We start from the raw sequence: 21,363 nt of genomic DNA, 5'->3' as shown, positions 1-21,363 counted from the left end.
ACAATGAGAAACACATTCATAAAAATTGCTATTCCGGTGTCATTGGGAATTTTAGGATTGATGATTTTAAATTCCTGTTCAGCTGGAATACCCGAAGGAGCCAACGCTGTCCAAAACTTCGAATCCGAAAAATATCTTGGAAAATGGTATGAAATCGCTAGATTCGATTACCGTTTCGAAAAAAATATGAACCAAGTCACTGCCACTTATTCCACCAATCCAGATGGAACAATCAAAGTTGAAAACCGAGGTTACGACTATGTGGAAAAAGAATGGAAGCAAAGTACTGGCGAAGCAAAATTCGTAAATGCTGAAAATGAAGCCCGATTGAAAGTTTCATTTTTCAAGCCATTTTGGTCAGGCTATAACGTCATCGATTTGGACGAAGATTACAAATATGCTTTGGTAGCAGGGAAAAACTTGGATTACCTTTGGATTCTTTCACGCGAAAAAACCATCCCAGAAAACTTCAAGACCAGATTTTTGGAAAAAGCAAAATCCGTAGGTTACGACACTTCGAAATTAATTTGGGTTGAGCAATAATTTGCATCTAAACCGTCCATTGATCATTCACAATCGCAACCAGATAATACTGATTATCAATCTTTTCGAAAACCAAAATTAGACTATTCCAATCCATATAAGAATATTCCACAGTCCCAGCCAGATAATTTTCAACAGTTTCTGAATTGGGATATTTTTCTTTGATATTATTGAGACTGTTCCCTTTTCCCTCGAAATTATCATAATTGACTTTCGCACTACTAAAGTCTTTTTTGAAAACCCAATCCTTCAAATAATCTTTTAAAGTAACGATGTAGATAGCGCCAGACCCATCCTTGTGACCGAAAGTGAATTTCTCATCAGTACCAATGTACTTTTCAAAGTCTGATTTCGAAAAACTTTTGTCCTTATCAGAAACAAAACTGTACATAGAAAATTTGATTTCTCTTTCCGGATGGATGTGGGCTGAGAGTTTATCGTACTGCTTATTTTTCAGCAAGTTTACTATATCTCTATTAAGATTGATGGCAGTTTTTTCTTCAGAATCCACCTTTTTTGCTGGAAGTTCTGTCGTAGTTTTTGGAAGAATCGCTTGATTTGGGTCCACTTTATTGCAAGCAGTTAGTAGTGCGAGGACCATTAATAGATTGATTTTCATAATTAATTTGTCAAAATAATTGTTGTAAAGATAACAATCAAAATTTAATCTTTGTAAATTTGGGTTATGGAATTATACGATATTCTCATTGTTGGTGGCGGTCCCATCGGATTGGCCTGCGCCTTGGAAGCTAAAAAAAATCAGCTCAAATATATTATTATTGAGAAAGGAACGGTGGCAAACAGCCTCTACAATTACCCTTTGTATATGACTTTTTTCTCTACGGCAGACCGTCTGGAAATTGACGAGATCCCATTCATCACCACCAAAGCTAAACCTGGCAGACAAGACGCTTTGGAATATTACCAAGGCATCGCGCGCCAAAAAGAAATCAACATCAGACCATACGAGAAAGTTCTCAATATTGAGAAATCTACATTTTTCCAAGTTGAAACCAGCAAACAAATTTACTTTGCAAAAAATGTCATCATCGCCACAGGATTTTACGATATTCCAAACTTGATGAATATTCCAGGCGAGGATTTGCCAAAAGTAAAACATTATTACACAGAACCTTATCCTTACGCTTTTCAAAACGTGGTAGTTGTAGGCTCGAGCAATTCTGCCGTGGATTGTGCTTTGGAAATCTACAGAAAAGGTGGAAACGTGACGATGATTGTCCGCAACCGAGAAATTTCAAAAAGCGTCAAATATTGGGTAAAGCCAGACGTGGAAAACCGAATCAAAGAAGGAAGCATCAAAGCGCATTTCGGAGCCGAACTTCTGGAAATCAAACCAAATTCCGTTATCTTCAAAACTGAAAACGGCGAAACCCAAGAAATCGAAAACGACTTCGTGCTCGCAATGACAGGTTATCTGCCAGACTTCGAATTCCTAAAAAACACCGGCCTCGATTTGAAAGGCGAATGTCTCAATCCAAACTACAATCCCGAAACTATGGAAAGCAATATCGAGGGAATCTATCTCGCAGGCGTAGTTTGTGGCGGAAAAGACACGCATCTTTGGTTCATAGAAAATTCCAGAATCCACGCTAAGCAAATCATTAATCATATTGTTAGCAAACCATAAATGATTATGAATATTAATAAGTGAAATTTCCCCAAATACTTTTCCCACACGCTTTTTTTCAATCAAATGGTATTCTTTTTGTTATCTTAGGCTTGACAAAAAACACTACGAAAAACTATGAAAATTAAAAGCTTACTATCTTTATTCCTTATCTCAAGTTTATTTTTAATTCAATGTAAAAAAGATGAAAATGTCTCTTCATCCGATAAAAAAGACAATCCCATAACAGATATTCTGACTCCAGACGAAAAAAAGGAAGAAGAGAAGAAAGAAGAGGAAAGACCTGATGTTCCAGATGTTGTGATTCCGAGAAAGGATTTCGGATTTTTCCCTTGGGTTTACAAAAGCACAGATTCCGTTTCTCAGCAAAACAAAAAAGAATTTACAGGCAAAGCGCTCTACACCATTTTGGCACTCAACAGATTGGACAAAGCCAACATCGGCGCCGCTGATACGCTTGTAGTTCCAGCAAAAATCGAAGATAATTTCCTAATCTACTCACCATTTCCAGGTCACTTGACAAGTTTGGAAAACGTGAAAAAATTCGTGTTTTTCTCCTATCCAATTCAGGCCTTTGGAGTTTACGAATATGGAAATCTCGTAAAATGGGGACCAACAAGTATGGGTAAAAAAGCCACCAAAACCAAAACCGGTTTGATGTTCGCCAACTGGAAAAAAGAAGTCGCCATCTCCACCGTCAGCGACGAGTGGAAATTGAGATGGAATGTCAACATCGCCAATTTCGACGGCATCGGCTGGCACCAGTACGCAATGCCCGGTTATCCCGCTTCTCACGCCTGTTTGAGAATGCTGGAAGAAGACGCCAAATGGATGTACACCTGGGTCGAAAACTGGGTTCTGAACAAAGGCGGAGCGACAGAAAGAGCAAAGGGAACGCCAGTTATTGTGTACGGCGATTACCCGTGGGGCAAAAGACGACCTTGGAAAAAACTTCTCGATTCCCCCGAAGCCAACAACATCCCGGAGGAAGAGATGAACAAAATCATAGAACCGCACATCGCCAAGATAATGCAGGAGCAGGAAAACCGAGAAGCCGTCATCCTCCAAGTGGAACAGGAGAAAAAAGCGAAGGCAGATTCTTTGCTCGCCAACAAAACAGATGCTTCCACCAGTATGAATTAAAAATTTTAGGAGCTAAATCCCGCTATCCGCTATATCTTTTTTGTTTTTCCACGTTTTGTCATCCAAAAGAAACCGACCGAAAAAACAAAAAAGGATGCCGCTACTATCGGGGCTATGGGATTCCCAAACAATTTCAACATTGGTCAATAATCGATACAACAAAAAAACCCCTTCAGAGTTTAAAACTCTGAAGGGGTTTTCAATTTATATTCAAAAGAAGCGCAAGTTCTTAGTTCTAAATATTACCAACCACCGTCTTGATTTGCGTAAACTCCTTAATCGCGTGCAAAGACAACTCTACACCATAGCCAGAAGATTTTGCGCCACCGAAAGGCAATCGCACATCAGAGCTCGTCACTTTGTTGATAGAAACTGTTCCAGATTCCAGATTTTGTATAAAGAAGTCAGCTCTCTTTTTATCTTTAGTCCAGACAGAATTTCCCAAGCCGAACGGAATATCATTTGCTAATCTCAGGATTTCTTCGTCATCTTTACCAATCATCAAAATCGCCAAAGGGCCAAACAATTCTTCTTGCAAAATAGGGTTCCCTTCTTTCACCAAGATGATTCCGGGACGAAACTCGCTTTCAGAAATCCGCTCTAAATTTAGAACAACCTCAGCACCATTTTTCAAAGCTTTTTTATATTGATTTTCCAACTCATCTGCCAAATCTGGTCTCGCCATTTTACTCAGCTTTGTTTCCTCATTGAAAGGATCAGCAGGTTGAAAAGCATTGTATTCTTCGATGAACTTCGGAACAAAATCTTTCTCTACTTTTTGATGAACGATGAAACGCTTTGCCGCGTTGCAAATCTGCCCCGTATTTTGAAGTTTTGCCATCGGAGCTTCTTTTGCGGCTTCTTCAAAATCAGCGTCGTCCAATACAATATAAGCGTCACTTCCGCCCAATTCCAAAATAGATTTCTTGATATTTTTTCCTGCCAGAGAAGCAACTTCAGCTCCAGCTTTTTCGCTTCCAGTAAGACTTACGCCACGAACCAATGGATTCTCCAAAATCTCTTTGATCTCATCATGACCAATTCTCAGATTTTGAAAAATATGCTTTGGAAATCCTGCATCCTGAAAAGCTTTTTCGATCGCGTCGCCACTTTCAAAACAAATGGAAGCATGTTTTAGCACGATGACATTTCCTGCCAAAATCGCAGGAACTGCAAATCTCAAAACTTGCCAAAACGGAAAATTCCAAGGCATCACGCCAAGGATGATTCCCAACGCATCATTGTGAACTTCCGAAATACTGAATTCTGTTTTGATTTTTTCGGGTTTCAGGACATTTTCTGCCTTTGCATAAAACTTGATCATTCCTGCACTTTTCTCAATTTCTGCAATAGACTGCGTGATTGGTTTGTGCATTTCTGTGGTGATGAGTTTTGCAAATTTCTCTTTATTTTTCTCCAGAACATCAGCTAATTTTAGGAGTAATGTTTGTCGGTCTGTGAAAGGAACTTTTTTCCAATCTAGGAAAGTTTCGTGAGCAGCATTTATATTTTTTGATAGATTCATTTTGAATGATTTTTTGTTTTTTGGTTGCAGTAATTGTACCAAGTCGGGTGGTTGAGTACTTTGATTTTTTTTCAACACAAAGAGTAAAAGTTTTTTTTAGTTGGTTGAAAATATGTTTTAAGTTTCACAAATCGAAGATTCATCGATTTCATTAAAACAATAAATGATTGCGATAACAGGTGTTTTGCTCAGTCAGGGTTTTTTTGAATCCACGGAGTGGCGACCTGCTGGTAGAAACAAGACAAGAGAAAAGCAAAGCTCCAGGGGAGTGACCTATAATCTTGCAGGATGTCAATATTAAGTGATGTTTTTTCATAATAGTTCCTACAGTTCTACGAATGACAAAATTTCGTTTGATAATGATTGGTTAAACTTTGCGAAATGCAACCCGACTTGAGTGGATGCCGATGTAAAATCGGGAGGGAACGGAAGGCGGGAAAAGCTGTCCAAAATTAACTCCGGCGCCTAAAAAGCAAAACAGAATTGAGGAAAATCAATAGCAAATCCAACGTCACCCAAATGCTGAGCTTGATGTTTTCGTATTTCAGATCTTCGACTTTTTGTGAGGCGATTGCGGAAAGTTTCTGGCTGTGGTTGATGTAATTTCGAACCTCGATGATCTTGTCCTCGTTGATATTCGGAACAGCGACTTGCGAAAAATAGACGAGATTTCCCTTACCGATGTAACCTACGACCCAAAACTCGTTGGACTTTTGCATATTGAGATATTCTATGCGGAAATGCTCCGGACGAACTTGCCCAACGTGTTTGGAACTGAATTTTTGATTTTCAGGAACACGATCCTGAATCCTAATAACATAAAAATCAATCGGTTGTGGCAAGTAATTGATCACCTGAATTGCCAAAGAATTTTCCAAAAACTGGGAAACACTTTTCTCCACAAACCAAAATGTAAAATACGTGGCTGCAGAAATGGTAATAATGCTTCGGGAAACCTTATTCCAGAAATTCCATTTTTCACCTCGAATCGCCGAGAGAAAAAGCGCAAAAATAAGTAAAAGGAAAAATAGAAATATAATCATCTAAGCAAAGATAACGGTTTCTCGCCAATTAAAAAGTGACATTCCACTCGCGGTAAAACTGATCCAAAAACTGAAGCATAAATTGATGCCTTTCTTCTCCGATTTCTTTTGCGGTTTTGGTGTTCAAAAGGTCTTTTAGCAACAACAATTTTTCGTAGAAATGGTTGATGGTGGTTCCGTTTGATTTTTTGTAATCTTCTTTGGATTGATTGAGTTTTGGCTCGATGTCCGGATGGTACATCAGATTGTTTTTGTAACCACCGAAGTTGAAAGTTCTGGCAATTCCGATGGCGCCAATTGCGTCCAATCTGTCCGCATCTTGCACAATTTTGAGTTCCAAAGGCAAATCTTTTGGTGCGTCATTCCTGTTTTTGAAAGACATATTTTCTATAATAAAAATAACTTTGGCGATGATTTTTGAATCGACTTTCTGGTCGGTTAGAAATTCCGTTACGATTTTTGTTGCTAAAGTTTCGTCGCCATTGTGGAATTTTGGGTCAGCTATATCGTGTAGAAGTGCGGCCAACTCGATGACCAATTTGTCGCCACCTTCTTTCTCGTGGATGTGTAAACTTAGCTTCCAGACACGTTCTATATGAAACCAGTCGTGACCGGATTCTGTGCCTTCTAATTTTTGTTTTACTAATTCTATTGTTTTGTTTATCAATTCCATTAATTCAATTCTTTTAAAATAATACTCCAAAGCTTCCTGTTATAACTTCGGAAAAAGTTGATATGTCCTATTTCCTTCTTTTCAGATTCTGAGGTTTTGATTAATCTGTAAGTTGGTTTCAGATTTGGGTAAGTATTTGCGAGGAGAGATTTTACACCTTTATCTGTCAGCCAAACATCGTCTTCTGCTCTTATGACAAACACTTTTTGATTCAAATCTTTTGAAAAGTCTTTTACTTTCTCCAACAGTTTATTTGTTGACTTTTTATTTAAAACCAAAGTTCGCCAATCGAAAGCACTTCCCGACGGTAAACTTTCCCCTAAACCAAACCAATTGCCAGGAAAATAACCAAGGATTTTTGTTGACAAAGGTTGTGCAATTCCAAAGCCAAGGTAGGCCTCAATTTTTGTTTTAAGTTTCAAATTACCAACGAAAGCATTTTGAGTTCCCACGAAAATAAATTCCTCAAACATCTTCGATTCTTCATTCATCCCCAAAATCAGTGCGCCCAGCGAATGTCCAAGGCAAAACTTCTGATAATTTGGAAAATTGGATCTGATATAATTTGTTACAGCTTTGTAATCCTCAGTTCCCCAAATTCTCATCGAGGCTTCAAAACCTTTCATCTTTTTCGGTTTCGAAAGTCCAATTCCACGATAATCATAGGTGATCACTGTAAAACCTGCATTGGAAAAATATTGGGCAAATGAAAAATAAATCTGCTGTTTCACACCCGTGGCCGAGTTGATGAGCAACAATTTATTATTGGAATTTTCTGGCTCGAAAAGATGAGCAGACAATGTATAATTATCGTCTGTCATTAGATCAATACTTTTCATAAAAGTGATTAGACTTCAGTAAAAGTAGAAAATTTGTTTGAGTTTTCTTGGCTATTAATATGCGTGGGATATTAATTCTTTCATTTCTTTCAGATAAGGCAAACCTTTTTGAGAACCTCGGTAGTCGGCGGCTTTCAAAGCAACTTCATTTCCAAATTTTACACAATCTTCAATAGAATTTTTATGGAGCAGCGCTATAGAAAATCCGGACGTAAAAGCATCTCCCAATCCCATATTGTGCGCTTCTGTACTTGGATTTTTTCGGAAATATTTCATTTCAGAACCGTCAAAATAACTGGTACTGTTTGCGCCATCTCTTACAAACAATTTATTAGGAAGATGTTTCATAATATCTTCGTGATTGCCCTCGCCAAAGATGATTTCCAAATCTGTGCTTTTAGCAACGATGAAAGTTGCATATTCTACCACCTCATCAGAAAGTCTGCTTGCCGGAGCGGCGTAAATTCCGATTTTCTTATTCAGTTTTTTTGCCTTTCTGAAAAGATATTCGACAGTTTTTGCAGGGATTTCCATTTGGGTCAGAATCAATTCTGCAGTGGCCAAATATTTCTCGGCTTCGTCTATATTTTTTGGTGATAGATTGTAATTGGCTGCAGGAACTACTGTGATGGCATTTCCTTCATCGGAAGCCGTCACATAAGCCGTTCCAGTTGCTTCGTCCTCATCTTCGAAAACGTAGGTCACATTCACTTCTTCATCATCCAGATTCCTCAAAACCTGTTGCCCGTAAGGATCCATTCCTACACAACTCACGAGTGACGTATGCGCGCCCAAACGGGAAGTTGCAATGGCTTGATTAGCTCCTTTTCCACCCAAATAACTCGACAGATTTTCTGCGAGAACAGTGTTGTTTGCGGTTGGAATTTTGGAAGTCTTCATAATCAAATCTATAGAAGAACTTCCTACAACTACGATTTGCGGTTTTGCATTACTCAGTTTCATTGGTAATCTTGATAATATTAAGAGTCAAATGGAATCTCTAATTGCGATTTCAATTGAAGCTAAAGTAATCAATTAATCCATACCAATTTCTATAAATTCAGAAATTAATTTAACTACCTGATTATCTTTGGAATAACCAATATACGTTGCATAGAATCCTTCGCCATAACCTGTCTCAAAAGCGGCAATGTTTTCCTTTTTATCTCCGTATGGTTTCAATATTGAAAACTGGTCGATTGCGCCATTTTCATTAAAGAAATGCGAATGGAAAAACTCTTCGTAGATTCCCATAAATAGATCTCCTTTTTGATTAAATAAATCTTTTTCCAATTGGTTCAATGCGTTCTGAGCCTCTTTGTCCATAAAGCTTCCCATCCCAGATTCCACAAGATAACCGTAGATTTCTTCGTCTTTCAAATCTTTCAAATTCTGACCGTCGGACAAAGCCAATTTCCAGTTCTCTGCAATTTTATTTTTATCAAAAACAATCTCCGCGTAAGCGACACAATTGGATTCTGTTTCTTTGTAAATATGAACTGGGAAATTACCTTTTGGGAATTCCTGCGTGAAAGCCGAATGATCTGGCGAAATCAAAGGATCGCTAGCCACGATGAAACCTGAAGAAATGTGAATTTCTCCAGCTTCATACGTTTCCAGAAGTGGGTTTTCTACAAAATTTTTGGAGAATAATTTTTTTATGTTTTCGATGTGTGTCATAATCTGATGGATGTTTGGTGCTGGAAGATGGAAGTTTACTTTATTGAAAACATTGATCCAACTTCCAGTGTCCTACAAACTCTTTAATTTTTCTTCTAAAAGGACAATTTTATCTTGAGCATCCTTTTGCTTTTTACGTTCGATTTCTACAACTTCAGGTTTTGCGTTTGCAACAAATTTTTCATTTGAAAGCTTTTTGTCAACCGAAATTAAGAAGCCTTTCAGATATTTAATTTCTTCTTCAGTTTTGATTTTTTCTTCACCAAGGTCAAGATTTTCGCTTAATGGAATTGAGAACTCATTAGAACCAACTAAGAATGTGAAACTTGGTTTATCAGTTTTTTGAGCAAAATTGATTTCTGAAATATTTGATAATTTCTGTATGACTTCAGCATCTTTAAGCTCTGTTGCATTTGTGAAAACTTCCACAGATTCTCTTGGCGAAATCCCTTTTGATTGTCGGTAATTTCTAACACCGGAAATCACTTCTTTAGCAAAATCGAAATCTTTGATGTTTTGTTCGTTATAAATTTCAGATTTCTTTTGTTGTGTGATGATCAAAGCTTCATCAATCTTTCTATCAGAAATCGATTGCCAAAGTTCCTCTGACAAGAAAGGCATAAATGGATGCAACAATTTCATCAATTCCTCAAAATAAGCAATTGTTTTTTGATAAACATCTTCGCTGATTGCTTCGCCGAAATTCGGTTTCACAGCTTCCAAATACCAAGAACAGAAATCGTCCCAGATCAGTTTGTAAACCAAATGCAATCCATCAGAAATCCTGAATTTTGAGAATTGATCTTCGATTTCACCGATTGTTTTATTCAGTTGTTCACCGAACCATTCGATGGTTTGAAGGTCGTGGTTTTGAGCTTTGATAGATTCGTCTCTTTTCCAACCTTGGATCAATTTGTACGCATTCCAAATCTTAGTTGCGAAATTTCTTCCCTGCAACATCAAATCTTCATCAAACAAAAGATCATTTCCTGCTGCAGAACTCAACAAACTTCCTACACGAACGCCATCTGCACCATATTTCTCGATCAAGTCAATTGGATCTGGCGAGTTTCCTAATTGCTTGGACATTTTTCGTCTCTGTTTATCACGTACAATTCCTGTAAAATAAACATTTTTGAACGGTACTTCTTGTCTGAATTCCAATCCTGCCATGATCATTCTGGCAACCCAGAAGAAGATAATATCCGGACCAGTAACTAGATCTGCCGTTGGATAATAATAATTGATGTCTTTATTTTCCGGATCCAAAATCCCTTCGAAAACCGACATTGGCCACAACCAAGAGGAGAACCAAGTATCTAGCGCATCTTCGTCTTGTCTTAAATCAGAAGCTTGAAGTTGGGAGTTGGACGTTTTTTCTTGAGCTAATTTTACAGCATCTTCGATATTTTCTGCTACAACAAATTCATTTTCGCCCGTTCCATAATAGAACGCCGGAATCTGCTGTCCCCACCAAAGTTGTCTAGAAATATTCCAATCGTGAACATTCTCCATCCAATGGCGATAAGTATTTTTGAATTTCTCAGGATGGAATTTAATCTTATCATCCATCACAACATCCAAAGCTGGTTTTGCCATTTCGGACATTTTCAGGAACCATTGAACAGAAATTTTCGGCTCGATCACGGCGCCAGTTCTTTCAGAAGTTCCAACTTTATTCACGTAATCTTCCGCTTTTAGAAGAAGGTCGTTTTTCTCTAATTCTTTAGCAATTTCTTTTCTAACGGTAAATCTGCCTTGACCTTGGTAATGCATTCCGTGTTCGTTCAAAACCGCATCATTATCCATAGAATCAATAATTGGCAGACCGTGTCTTTGTCCGATTTCGTAGTCATTGATATCGTGAGCAGGCGTGATTTTCAACGCTCCTGTTCCGAATTCGATATCAACATAATCATCTTCAATAATTGGAACAACTCTGTTTACAATTGGAACAATCACGTTTTTGCCTTTCAAATGTTGGTATCTTTCGTCATTCGGATTTACACAAACTGCAACATCACCAAAAATGGTTTCAGGACGTGTTGTCGCAACAGTTAGGAAATCCTCTGTTCCTTCGATTTTATACTTTAAATAGAATAATTTTCCGTTTTGCTCTTTGAAGATCACTTCTTCATCAGAAATATTGGTTTGAGCTTCCGGATCCCAGTTTACAACCTTATAACCTCTGTAGATCAAACCTTTGTTATAAAGATCAACAAAAACCTTGATCACAGATTTGGAAAGATTCTCCTCCATCGTGAATCTCGTCCTGTCCCAATCGCAAGAACAACCTAATTTTTTTAATTGTTCCAAGATTGTTCCACCGTATTTTTCTTTCCATTCCCAAGCGTGCTTTAGGAATTCTTCTCTCGTGATATCTTTTTTGCTGATGCCTTCAGACTTCAATTTCGCTACAACTTTCGCTTCTGTGGCGATTGATGCGTGATCCGTTCCTGGAACCCAGCAAGCATTGAAACCTTGCATTCTCGCTCTTCTGACCAAAACATCCTGAATAGTGTTGTTCAACATGTGTCCCATGTGAAGAATTCCCGTCACGTTTGGTGGTGGAATTACAATCGTATAAGGCGGTCTGTCATCTGGTGTGGAGTGGAAATATTTGTTCTCCAACCAGAAGTCATACCATTTTTGCTCGGTTTCTTGTGGACTATATTTGTCAGCGATCTGCATGTCGTAAGTATTTTTTTGCTTTATAAGTTGCAAAAATAAGATAATGTGAAAAAATTAACATCACATAATCAAATTATTTATAACTTTGTTCTTTAAAATTTAATTAAAACGAAAAAAATATGAAAAAGATTCTTGCAGGATTATTTATGACAGGAGCTTTGGCTTTTGCATCTGCACAAACAATCTCATTTGACAAAACAACTTTTGACTACGGAAATGTAAAAGCTGGATCAGACGGTCACAGATTTTTTACAGTTAAAAATACAGGAGACAAACCTCTTATCATCAGCGAAGTAAAACCTTCTTGCGGATGTACAACACCAGAATGGAGCAAAGATCCAATCTTACCAGGAAAGGAAGCTAAGATTAAAGTTGGATACAACACAGGCATCAAAGGAGCCTTCAACAAATTGATTGAAGTTTACTCTAATGACCCAGCAAACAATAGATCTGTAATTTACATCAAGGGTAATGTGGAAGATGTTGCTGGAGCTACAAAAGCTGTTGCTGTTACAGATTCTAAAGCAGTGGTAAGCCCTATACAAGCTACAGTGGTAGAAAGTGCAAAACCTGAGGCAGGTAAAAGATCTACTAAAAAAAAGGCATTTGATCAAGTACAAACAGTCAAATAAAATTTTTAAAATATTTTTTAAAAACCGTCTCGTTTTGTTAACGAGGCGGTTTTTTTTACCTTTACTTCAAATCAACTTTTATGAAATATAATTTTTCTGATGATTTTCTGATTAAAGAAAATTCAAAATTCAAAATCAAAAAGCATAATACAACTTATAAAGGAAAGCTTAATAAAGACGAAGCTAAACTACTTTTAGAAACTGAGAAAGAAAAGCTACATCTCCTTCAAGAAAAACTGTACGCGGATGGAAGTCAATCTTTGTTAATCATTCTCCAGGCGATGGATGCGGCGGGAAAAGACAGTTTGATAGCACACGTTTTGGGTGGTGTGAATCCACAAGGTTGCGAAGTCACAAGTTTCAAAAGTCCAAGCTCGAAGGAGTATCAACATGATTTTCTTTGGAGACAATACAATGCGTTGCCAGAAAAAGGAAAAATCGGGATTTTCAACCGCTCGCATTACGAAAGTGTTTTGGTTTGCAAGGTGCATCCAGAATATAACCTCAACGAGAAAACTTGGACAGATGTAAAGCAATTTGATGAGAAATTCTGGGAAAACAGATTTGAAAGCATCCGAAACTTTGAAAAACATCTGGCAAAAAATGGAACAAAGATTATAAAGATCTTCTTAAACGTTTCAAAAGAAGAACAAAAGGAAAGATTCCTCGATAGAATCAATGAAGAAGATAAGAACTGGAAATTTTCTTCCGCAGATATTACCGAAAGGGGATTTTGGGATGATTATCAAAAGGTTTATGAAAACGCTATCAACGAAACTTCTACAGAATCTGCACCGTGGTTTGTGATTCCAGCTGATAAAAAATGGTTTACAAGAGTGGCAGCGATTCAGATTATTATTGACCAACTGGAAGAGATGAATTTGAAATTTCCTGAGCTTTCTGATAAGGAGAAAAAAGGTTTGGCAGATTCAAAAGCTAAATTGGAAAGCGAGAAGTGATAATTTTTATTTTTTACGGAAAACCATAATTTGATAAGTAAATGTTATTTTAATATTGTAGAAAATAACGAAAAATAAAAATGGAGATTATTTACTTAATTCTTGGAACAGTTATCGGTGGGATTTTGGTTTTCCTCATAACGAAATCAAATTCTGTCAGCAAAAAAAACTTTGATGATGCCAATGAGAAACTGATTCGCGCACAGGAAAACGAAATCAATTATCAACAAAAACTAGAGGAACTAAAACTTTTCAATCTTGAATTGACGAGAGAAAATTCATTGATCCAAAAAAGTAAGGAAGAACTTCTTTTCACAAATGCGGAACTCAACGCACATTACAAAAACCTGCAGGAAAATCTAGAACATCAAAAGGAGGATTTTGTAAAAATTCAGGAAACAAATCGTCTTCAGTTTGAGAAAACGGCAAATCAAATTCTGGAACAAAAATCTGAAAAGTTCACACAGCTCAATCAAAATCAGTTAAAGTTGATTCTTGAACCTTTTCAGGAAAAGATCAATGAACTGAAAAATACAGTGAACGAAACTTATGACAAGGAATCCAAGGAACGCTTCTCCCTCGGCGAAAAAGTACGTGAATTGAAAGACCTGAACCAACAAATTTCCGAAGATGCCAAAAAGCTGACGCGCGCTTTGAAAGGTGAAAGCAAAACTCAGGGAAATTGGGGCGAAATGATCCTGGAAAGTATTCTGGAAAAATCTGGATTGAGGAAAAATCAGGAATACTTCATGGAGCACGAACTCCGAGATGAAAACAACAAAGCCATTTTCTCCGAATTTTCCGGTAAAAAAATGCGTCCTGACGCGGTTGTAAAATATCCAGACAATAGAAATGTGATCATCGACAGCAAAGTTTCTCTCACCGCTTTTGTGGAAATGACGGACGAAACAGATGCTGAAATTTTCACCATCAAACAGAACCAACATTTGCAATCGGTCAAAAATCACATTTTGCAACTGAGTCAGAAAGCATACGATGATTTTGATAAATCCTTGGACTTTGTAATGATGTTTGTTCCAAGTGAAGCTGCTTATATGACAGCTTTGCAAACTGACCCAAATCTTTGGAATTTTGCTTACGACAAGAGGATTTTATTATTGAGCCCAACCAACCTAATAACTTCTTTAAAATTGATCCAAGATCTTTGGAAACGCGAACATCAAAATCGAAATGCGATGGAAATTGCGGACAGAGGTGCGAAATTGTACGATAAATTTGTTGGCTTTGTTGACAATCTGGAACGCATTGGAAAAAATATCGATCAGGCTAAGAATTCTTACAATGACGCTTTCAAGCAGTTGAGCTCTGGGAATGATAATTTGATCATCCAGACTCAGAAGTTGAAAGGTCTGGGAATTAAGAACAAAAAAAATCTTCCTCAGGGTTTGGGCGAGGAAGATTGATTTTTTTCGCATATTAACTTTTTAGTGCCTGTTTTTACAGGTCGCTCCTATGGAGCTTTGCTCATCCTAACTACATTTTCTACTAATAGGTCGCCACTCTTTGGCTTTCTTTAAAGAGATGGAAAAACTTTTTTACAAAGCAATGTTTGGATGACAAAACCCATAGCCCCGATTGCAACGGCATCCTTTTTTGCTTTTTTACAAATCGTGTTTCGAAAACCAAATGTGATGAAAGCAAAAAAGATATAGTGGAAAGCGGGATTAAGCTCCTAAAATATTATCTATTCAATAATTTTGCAACTTCGGGAGCGGCGTAGGTGAAGATCATATCGGCGCCGGCACGTTTGATGGAGGTGAGGCTTTCTATGAGCACTTTGTCATTGTCCAGCCAACCGTTTTGGGCAGCGGCTTTCAACATTGCATATTCTCCACTGACTTGGTAAACGGCGATTGGTTGCGTGATGAGTTCGCGGATCTTGGAAACGATGTCCAGATAAGGCATTCCGGGTTTTATCATAATGATGTCGGCACCTTCGTCCACGTCTTTCAAAGCTTCATCGATGGCTTCGCGGGAATTGTGGAAATCCATTTGGTAGGTTTTCTTGTCCGCTGGAATATCCTGATTGTCAACTGGTGCGCTATCCAAAGCACTTCTGAACGGGCCGTAGAACGCACTTGCATACTTGGCGGCGTAGGACAAAATCCCAACATCTGTGAATCCGTTTTCCTCCAGACCTTCGCGCATTGCTAGAACACGACCGTCCATCATATCGCTAGGTGCCAAAATGTCTGCGCCGGCTTCTGCAAGGGAAACTCCCATTTTCACGAGTGCTTCTACAGTCGAATCATTGTCAATCTTTCCATTCTTGATGATGCCGTCGTGACCGTAAATCGAGTACGGATCCAACGCCACATCTGGCATAATGATGATTCCCGGGACGGCGTCTTTGATAGCTTTGATGGCCGTTTGCATCAATCCGTTTGGATTCCAGGATTCTTTTCCGGTGTTATCTTTCAGGTTATCGGAAACCTTCATGTAGAGATTGATGGCTTTGATCCCAAGGTCATAATTTTCTTTAACAGTTTTGACCGTAAGATCTAAACTTTGCCTAAAAACGCCTGGCATAGATGAGATGGCTTCTTTTTTGTTATCACCTTCTGTAACGAACATTGGCAAGACCAAATCGTTTGTTGTAAGGCTGGTTTCGCGCACTAGACTTCTGATAGAATCGTTGGTTCTGAGTCTTCTATTTCTTGAGATCATCTTGATTGAAAATATTTATGCAAATTTAATTATACTTTTATTGTTAGACTATTGCGTAGGTAATTTATTTAAAATATATTTGTTGTAATTGTAATAATACAGACTTAAGCGAATGAAAAAACTTTTATTCTTTATCATATTTACGGTAGTATCAGTGGGATTTTCGGGAGAAATGAAAGCACAGACTGCACGTACAATTTCTTCTCAAAGGACCGATGATGGTGTTTTGATGGCCTATCCTAATCCTACCAAGGACGTTTTGGTGCTAAAATCTAAAGACAATTCTGTAAAGATAAAAACGGTAACCTTCTTCTCGATTTTGGGAGCTCAAGTTGCTGAGTACAACATTAATAGTAACAATACTGAATTAAGACTTGATAAATTGCGTCCTGGAAAATATCTAATGCGATATACGTTGGATGACAATACGCAGAAGATCACTCAGATCATCAAACAGTAATAATTTTTGTTTACAACATACAATGCCAGTTTCGACTGGCATTTTTTATTGATTAAATTCTGTAAATTTGTGGCAACCAAGAAAACTTAATTATGAGAAATTATTTCTACTTATTTTTCATTCTCTTTTATCAAAATTTCAGTTCTCAATTAAGGAATTCTCTTTACGATAACAACCAACTAAATATATCTTTGAGAGGCGGATTGGATTTTCCATCTTACAGCAATCAAACCAAATATATTGATTACCAACCCAATTTGAATCTTGGGATTTCGGCGGATTATTATTTTAACTGGTTTGGTTTTGGAATCGATGCAGATTATCTTTCAAATACACCGAAAAGCTCTTATCCAACGGAGAATTTATATTTGGGAAATACGAAACTTTCTGATCCAAGTTTAAGCGAAAACAAAATCCAGCGTTACTTCTTCGGATTGGGTCCAAATTTCCGATGGGTGATCACTGATGATCTGGGATTGACCTTTAAACTGAAAGGTGGAATCTCGAATATCAAAGGTGGCGAAACTTCAGTAATCTCAAATAATGGCGCAACAGATTACAATCTTAATTTTCATAGAGGTTATGATGAGCAAAATGTTTTTTCTGGAAAAGGCGAATTGGAATTTAATTGGTTCTTTTCAGAAAATATTGGTCTGAATGTCGGCGGATATTACTTGCAACATTTCAAAACGAAGGATTTGATGGCGAATGGAAATTCGTCTGGTTATATTCCTTTTTCGACAATGGATAATCGGAATACGATCTCTCCAGCAAACGCGGAGATTAGAACTTCGGCTTTGGATCACGAGGCACATTCGGTTGGATTTTTTGCTGGGCTTACATTTAGATTGCCATTCAAGGAGTCTAGTCCCAATTATGGAATGACGGTGATCGCGAAAGACAAAGAAACGGGTGAGATCTTGCCTGATGCCTTTGTGGAACTTTACAAGAATGGAAAACGCGCTTACTTCGCTAGAACCAATGCGCAAGGTGTTGCATTTTTCAAAAATATCAAGCCTGAGAATTATGAGATCAGGGGAAGCCTTCATCATATAGATTTGATTTCAACAAAAGCCAATAAAAGTGAGTTCGTCAAAAACTCAACTCTGAAGAAAGAAATCTCGACAGACAAAGAAACATTTTTCGTAAAAGGACAAGTGAGTATTTGTAATTCTAAAAATCCCCTGAGAGATGTTACTGTTGTCATCAAGAATAATCAAACAGAAATCGTTCAAGAGATAAAAACCAGTGTTGAGGGTAAATTCTATTTCAAAGCTGAAAAGAATACCACTTACAATATTTATGGAAAAAAAGGAAATTACTTTTCTCAGACTGAGACTGTAAGTTCGAAAAATGTGGATAGAAGCAATACGTTTTTCCTAAATCTACAAGTGTGTATGGAAGAAACCACTTGCGGAAAACCAATCAATCTGAAGAACATCCATTATGACCTGGACAAATTTTTCATAAGAGAAGATGCAATGGCTGAGCTTAATAAATTGGTACAGTTTATGAAAGACAACCCGAATGTAAAAGTGGAATTAGCATCCCATACAGATTCACGAGCTTCGGATGATTATAATAAAACATTGTCTCAGAACCGAGCGAACTCTGCGGTGGAATATTTAGTATCAAAAGGAATTTCCAAATTGAGATTACAACCAATTGGATACGGCGAAACCCAAATTCTGAATAAATGTAGTAATGGTGTAGATTGCAATGAAGACCAACACCAAACCAACAGAAGGACAGAGATGAAGGTTATTTGTCCTTAATGAAAAACCAATTTTTATAAATGATGTAGCCTATTGTCATTCCAAGTGTATTGAGAATCACATCATCAACATCAGCAAAACCTCTTTTAAAATAATATTGGGAAAACTCAATGATATTAATAATTGTAAAAAAAACAAAAAATATCCATTTGAATTGATTGAGTCTAGGATAAAGGATTCCTAAAAATCCATAAGGAATGAAAAGTATGATATTGCCAAATATATTCTTAATAAATTCTAATTTATCATATTTAATAACATTTGTAGAATAATCTTCAATCGTTTGGAACGGAATTGTTCTTAATTCAAATAGAATCGTTTCTGAATATCGAAACGAAGCAAAAAATAAAAGGTATAAAATCCAAACTGTGTAAATATTGATGAGAACCGGAAAATATCTATTGACAACAAACTTCATTAAAAATAATTTAAAACGTAAAAATATTTAAAATAAAATGAATACAAGCAAAGTAAAGGCTTTCGGGACAAACGCTCCAGAAAATGACTTGGAATTATTGACGATTGAAAGAAGAGAAATCCAACCAAAAGATGTAGAAATTGACATCTTGTATTGTGGTGTTTGCCATTCAGATCTTCACACAGCAAGAAATGACTGGGGCGGATCTGTTTATCCTGCCGTTCCTGGTCATGAAATTGTGGGAAGAATTACAGGTGTTGGAAGTGAAGTTTCAAAATTCAAAGTTGGAGATCTGGCAGCAGTTGGCTGTATGGTAGATTCGTGCAGAACTTGTAGCAGTTGTGCGCAAGATCTTGAGCAATTCTGCGAAAATGGATTCACTGGAACTTACAATGGGAAAGATAAATATTTTGAAAATCAAAGAACTTACGGCGGATATTCCGAGTCTGTAGTTGTGGATGAGCATTTTGTTTTGAGCGTTCCTGAAAATTTGGATCTGGCCGCAGTTGCACCCCTACTTTGTGCTGGGATTACGACTTGGTCACCTTTGAAACATTGGAATGTGAATGAGAATTCCAAAGTTGCAGTTGTAGGGCTTGGTGGCCTTGGTCATATGGCCATTAAATTAGCAAAAGGACTTGGTGCAGACGTTTCTTTGTTCTCAAGAAGTGCAGGAAAAAGTGATGATGCAAAGAAGCTAGGGGCAGATCACGTCATCATCTCAACGGACGAAGAGGAAATGAAATCTGTTCTGAACAAATTTGATCTGATCATAGACACTGTTCCTTACGAGCACGACATCAATGTTTATATGAACACTTTGGCTGTAAACGGGACTTTGGTTCTGGTAGGTTACATCGGAGATTTTGATAATGATTCTGTAAGTACCAAGCCAATGATTTACAAAAGACGTTCAGTTGCAGGATCTTTAATTGGTGGCATCAAAGAAACTCAAGAGATGCTAGATTTCTGTGGAGAAAAGAATATTGTCTCTGATATCGAAATCATCAAGATGCAGGACATCAACGAAGCTTACGAAAGAATGCTAAAAAGTGATGTAAAATATAGATTCGTGATTGACATGAAGAGTTTGAAGGATTAATAAACCCTATTGAAAAGTTGAATTGCTAAATCTTACACTTAATCAATTCAGCTTAAAATAAAAATCGAGTTCATAATGTGAACTCGATTTTTTTATTTTTAAAACTCATTTTCAAATAAATCTTATCATTTGATAAGATTTTATTTTATGTTTTGTCCTAGTTTTGTCCTTTCATCATTTGTGTTTTTTAAATCCTGATCAATTCTTGTAATTGACCAGGATTTTTTTATGCGTTACGCTTGATAAGCGCCATGTAGAAACCATCATAGCCTTCGCTTGGCATTATCTTTTGATCCTTCAAAAGCGTAAAGTCTGGATTGTTCTGAAGGAATTTTTCTACTTGCTCATTATTTTCAGAAGGTAAAATCGAACAAGTTGCGTAGATCATCTGTCCACCCTTTTTAAGGATTTTAGAATAATCTTGCAGAATCTGCTGCTGCTCTCCTTTGATCCTGTCGATGAAGGCCTGATCTATTTTCCATTTGGAATCTGGATTTCTTTTCAAAACACCAAGTCCTGAACAAGGCGAATCAATCAACAACCTGTCTGCTTTCTCGTGAAGTCTTTTGATCACTTTGTTGTCCTCTATCAATCTCGCTTCTATGTTGTGAGCTCCTGCTCTTTTTGCACGTCTTTTTAGTTCAGTTAGTTTCCATCCATAGATATCCAGTGCAATGATTTGTCCTTTGTTTTTCATTAATGCCGCCAAGTGCAAAGTTTTTCCACCAGCACCAGCGCAAGCATCTACAACACGCATTCCTTCCTGCACATCTAGCAATTCTCCGATTTTTTGGGAACTCGCATCCTGAACTTCGAAAAATCCGTCTTTGAAAGCTGATGTCAAGAAAACGTTCTTCTTTTCTGCTAATTGGATTGCGTCTGGATAATTCTTGATGGTGAATGCCTCAACATTTTCATCATTTAAATCGGCTATCAATTCTCTCGGTGTCGTTTTCAGAGTGTTGGCGCGCAAAACTGTTGGTGCTTGCTCGTTGAGCGCGACCATTTCTTTCTCCCAGTTTTTTCCCAATTCTTTTTCAAGGGTTTCTGCCAACCAATCTGGAATCGAATGTTCGATGGCTTTTGTAGGAACGGTTCCTTTTTTCAGTTTTGTAAGGATATCTGCGACTTTGATGCCGTCGAATTCCTCAAATTTTTTGTAATGCGTTTTGCTCCAGAGCAAGTACGCGATGATCATTTTGTAAACATTCGTAGGTTTTGCGCTTTCTCCCATATAGTATTCCAAGCGTTTTTTCCAACGGATGATGTTGTAAAAAATCTCGGAAACTACGCGTCGGTCTTCGCTTCCCCATTTTCTATGGGCTTTGAGGAGTCGTTCTATGACTTTGTCGGCGTATTTTCTGTCTTCGAAAAACGTTTCCTGTAGACAATCGTGAATTCCGATTAAAAGATTGCGATGTATAAGTTCCATTAATTATGATAAAATGTTATGATTTACTATTTGAGAATGTGAGTTTTACAGTTGGTTTGAGCTGGTTTAATTTTATTAACTCACTGTGATACAGTCTGCAAAGTTACAGCTT

Annotated in this window: 20 protein-coding genes; 9 read left to right on the top strand and 11 right to left on the bottom strand. The window is 37.4% G+C overall.

Annotation, left to right across the window (positions count from 1 at the left end):
* The first annotated feature begins 3 nt into the window (after positions 1 to 3).
* Positions 4 to 543 (top strand): lipocalin family protein, encoded by a 540-nt coding sequence (locus IO90_RS11330; protein WP_034966536.1) that lies wholly within the window; start codon positions 4 to 6, stop codon positions 541 to 543.
* A 7-nt stretch (positions 544 to 550) separates the two neighbouring features.
* On the opposite strand, the gene IO90_RS11325 is transcribed toward IO90_RS11330, so the two are convergent.
* On the bottom strand, positions 551 to 1,162 hold the full coding sequence (locus IO90_RS11325; protein WP_034966533.1) for a hypothetical protein: 612 nt from the start codon (positions 1,160 to 1,162) through the stop codon (positions 551 to 553).
* A 66-nt stretch (positions 1,163 to 1,228) separates the two neighbouring features.
* Here IO90_RS11325 and IO90_RS11320 point away from each other — a divergent pair, with 66 nt between their 5' ends.
* Positions 1,229 to 2,191, top strand: coding sequence for a YpdA family putative bacillithiol disulfide reductase (locus IO90_RS11320; protein ID WP_034966531.1), 963 nt, complete (start codon positions 1,229 to 1,231; stop codon positions 2,189 to 2,191).
* A 117-nt stretch (positions 2,192 to 2,308) separates the two neighbouring features.
* On the top strand, positions 2,309 to 3,334 hold the full coding sequence (locus IO90_RS11315; RefSeq protein ID WP_034966528.1) for a L,D-transpeptidase: 1,026 nt from the start codon (positions 2,309 to 2,311) through the stop codon (positions 3,332 to 3,334).
* A gap of 235 nt (positions 3,335 to 3,569) precedes the next feature.
* On the opposite strand, the gene IO90_RS11310 is transcribed toward IO90_RS11315, so the two are convergent.
* From IO90_RS11310 to IO90_RS11280, 7 genes are all read right to left on the bottom strand, one after another.
* Complete coding sequence (locus IO90_RS11310; RefSeq protein WP_034968965.1) at positions 3,570 to 4,859, bottom strand: aldehyde dehydrogenase family protein; 1,290 nt, start codon at positions 4,857 to 4,859, stop codon at positions 3,570 to 3,572.
* A 452-nt stretch (positions 4,860 to 5,311) separates the two neighbouring features.
* Complete coding sequence (locus IO90_RS11305; RefSeq protein WP_228374678.1) at positions 5,312 to 5,902, bottom strand: hypothetical protein; 591 nt, start codon at positions 5,900 to 5,902, stop codon at positions 5,312 to 5,314.
* Positions 5,903 to 5,930: 28 nt separating this feature from the next.
* On the bottom strand, positions 5,931 to 6,575 hold the full coding sequence (locus IO90_RS11300) for an HD domain-containing protein (protein WP_034968961.1): 645 nt from the start codon (positions 6,573 to 6,575) through the stop codon (positions 5,931 to 5,933).
* Positions 6,575 to 7,414, bottom strand: a complete 840-nt coding sequence (locus IO90_RS11295) for an alpha/beta fold hydrolase (RefSeq protein ID WP_034966526.1) — start codon at positions 7,412 to 7,414, stop codon at positions 6,575 to 6,577. Before IO90_RS11295 ends, IO90_RS11300 begins: the two co-directional genes overlap by 1 nt.
* 54 nt (positions 7,415 to 7,468) lie before the next feature.
* Positions 7,469 to 8,377, bottom strand: coding sequence for a ribokinase (locus IO90_RS11290; protein WP_034966524.1), 909 nt, complete (start codon positions 8,375 to 8,377; stop codon positions 7,469 to 7,471).
* A gap of 72 nt (positions 8,378 to 8,449) precedes the next feature.
* Positions 8,450 to 9,094, bottom strand: coding sequence for a DUF4241 domain-containing protein (locus IO90_RS11285; RefSeq protein ID WP_034966521.1), 645 nt, complete (start codon positions 9,092 to 9,094; stop codon positions 8,450 to 8,452).
* A 72-nt stretch (positions 9,095 to 9,166) separates the two neighbouring features.
* Complete coding sequence (locus IO90_RS11280; protein ID WP_034966519.1) at positions 9,167 to 11,785, bottom strand: valine--tRNA ligase; 2,619 nt, start codon at positions 11,783 to 11,785, stop codon at positions 9,167 to 9,169.
* Between the two features lie 119 nt (positions 11,786 to 11,904).
* On the opposite strand from IO90_RS11280, the gene IO90_RS11275 reads away from it, so the two are divergent.
* The 3 genes from IO90_RS11275 to rmuC all read left to right on the top strand — a co-directional run bounded on the left by IO90_RS11275 (position 11,905) and on the right by rmuC (position 14,800).
* Positions 11,905 to 12,417 (top strand): DUF1573 domain-containing protein, encoded by a 513-nt coding sequence (locus IO90_RS11275; RefSeq protein ID WP_081871810.1) that lies wholly within the window; start codon positions 11,905 to 11,907, stop codon positions 12,415 to 12,417.
* Positions 12,418 to 12,497: 80 nt separating this feature from the next.
* Positions 12,498 to 13,376, top strand: coding sequence for a PPK2 family polyphosphate kinase (locus IO90_RS11270; RefSeq protein WP_034966516.1), 879 nt, complete (start codon positions 12,498 to 12,500; stop codon positions 13,374 to 13,376).
* A gap of 80 nt (positions 13,377 to 13,456) precedes the next feature.
* Complete coding sequence (gene rmuC / locus IO90_RS11265; protein ID WP_034966513.1) at positions 13,457 to 14,800, top strand: DNA recombination protein RmuC; 1,344 nt, start codon at positions 13,457 to 13,459, stop codon at positions 14,798 to 14,800.
* Positions 14,801 to 15,077: 277 nt separating this feature from the next.
* Here the strand turns inward: rmuC and hemB are convergent, their stop codons facing one another.
* Positions 15,078 to 16,070: a porphobilinogen synthase gene (gene hemB / locus IO90_RS11260; protein WP_185094387.1), complete on the bottom strand. Its 993-nt coding sequence runs from the start codon at positions 16,068 to 16,070 to the stop codon at positions 15,078 to 15,080.
* Between the two features lie 106 nt (positions 16,071 to 16,176).
* Here hemB and IO90_RS11255 point away from each other — a divergent pair, with 106 nt between their 5' ends.
* Both IO90_RS11255 and IO90_RS11250 read left to right on the top strand, forming a co-directional pair.
* Positions 16,177 to 16,524, top strand: a complete 348-nt coding sequence (locus tag IO90_RS11255) for a T9SS type A sorting domain-containing protein (protein ID WP_034966508.1) — start codon at positions 16,177 to 16,179, stop codon at positions 16,522 to 16,524.
* A 92-nt stretch (positions 16,525 to 16,616) separates the two neighbouring features.
* A complete protein-coding gene (locus tag IO90_RS11250; RefSeq protein ID WP_034966506.1) occupies positions 16,617 to 18,299 on the top strand; it encodes an OmpA family protein in 1,683 nt (560 codons plus the stop codon).
* On the opposite strand, the gene IO90_RS18405 is transcribed toward IO90_RS11250, so the two are convergent.
* Positions 18,286 to 18,717 carry a VanZ family protein gene (locus tag IO90_RS18405; RefSeq protein ID WP_051878566.1) on the bottom strand — a complete coding sequence of 144 codons (432 nt, stop codon included), beginning with the start codon at positions 18,715 to 18,717 and terminating at the stop codon, positions 18,286 to 18,288. The genes IO90_RS11250 and IO90_RS18405 overlap by 14 nt on opposite strands.
* A gap of 37 nt (positions 18,718 to 18,754) precedes the next feature.
* Between IO90_RS18405 and IO90_RS11240 the strand changes: the two genes are divergently transcribed.
* Positions 18,755 to 19,819 (top strand): NAD(P)-dependent alcohol dehydrogenase, encoded by a 1,065-nt coding sequence (locus IO90_RS11240; protein ID WP_034966505.1) that lies wholly within the window; start codon positions 18,755 to 18,757, stop codon positions 19,817 to 19,819.
* A 226-nt stretch (positions 19,820 to 20,045) separates the two neighbouring features.
* Here IO90_RS11240 and IO90_RS11235 read toward each other — a convergent pair whose 3' ends face one another.
* Entirely contained in the window at positions 20,046 to 21,251 is a 1,206-nt protein-coding gene (locus IO90_RS11235) for an RsmB/NOP family class I SAM-dependent RNA methyltransferase (protein WP_034966504.1), read from the bottom strand.
* Between the last annotated feature and the right edge of the window lie 112 nt (positions 21,252 to 21,363).

Source organism: Chryseobacterium sp. FH1 (assembly GCF_000735135.1).
GTDB lineage: Bacteria > Bacteroidota > Bacteroidia > Flavobacteriales > Weeksellaceae > Epilithonimonas.
The sequence above is the reverse complement of the archived record's forward strand: the minus strand, read 5'-3'. Positions and strand labels throughout refer to the sequence as shown.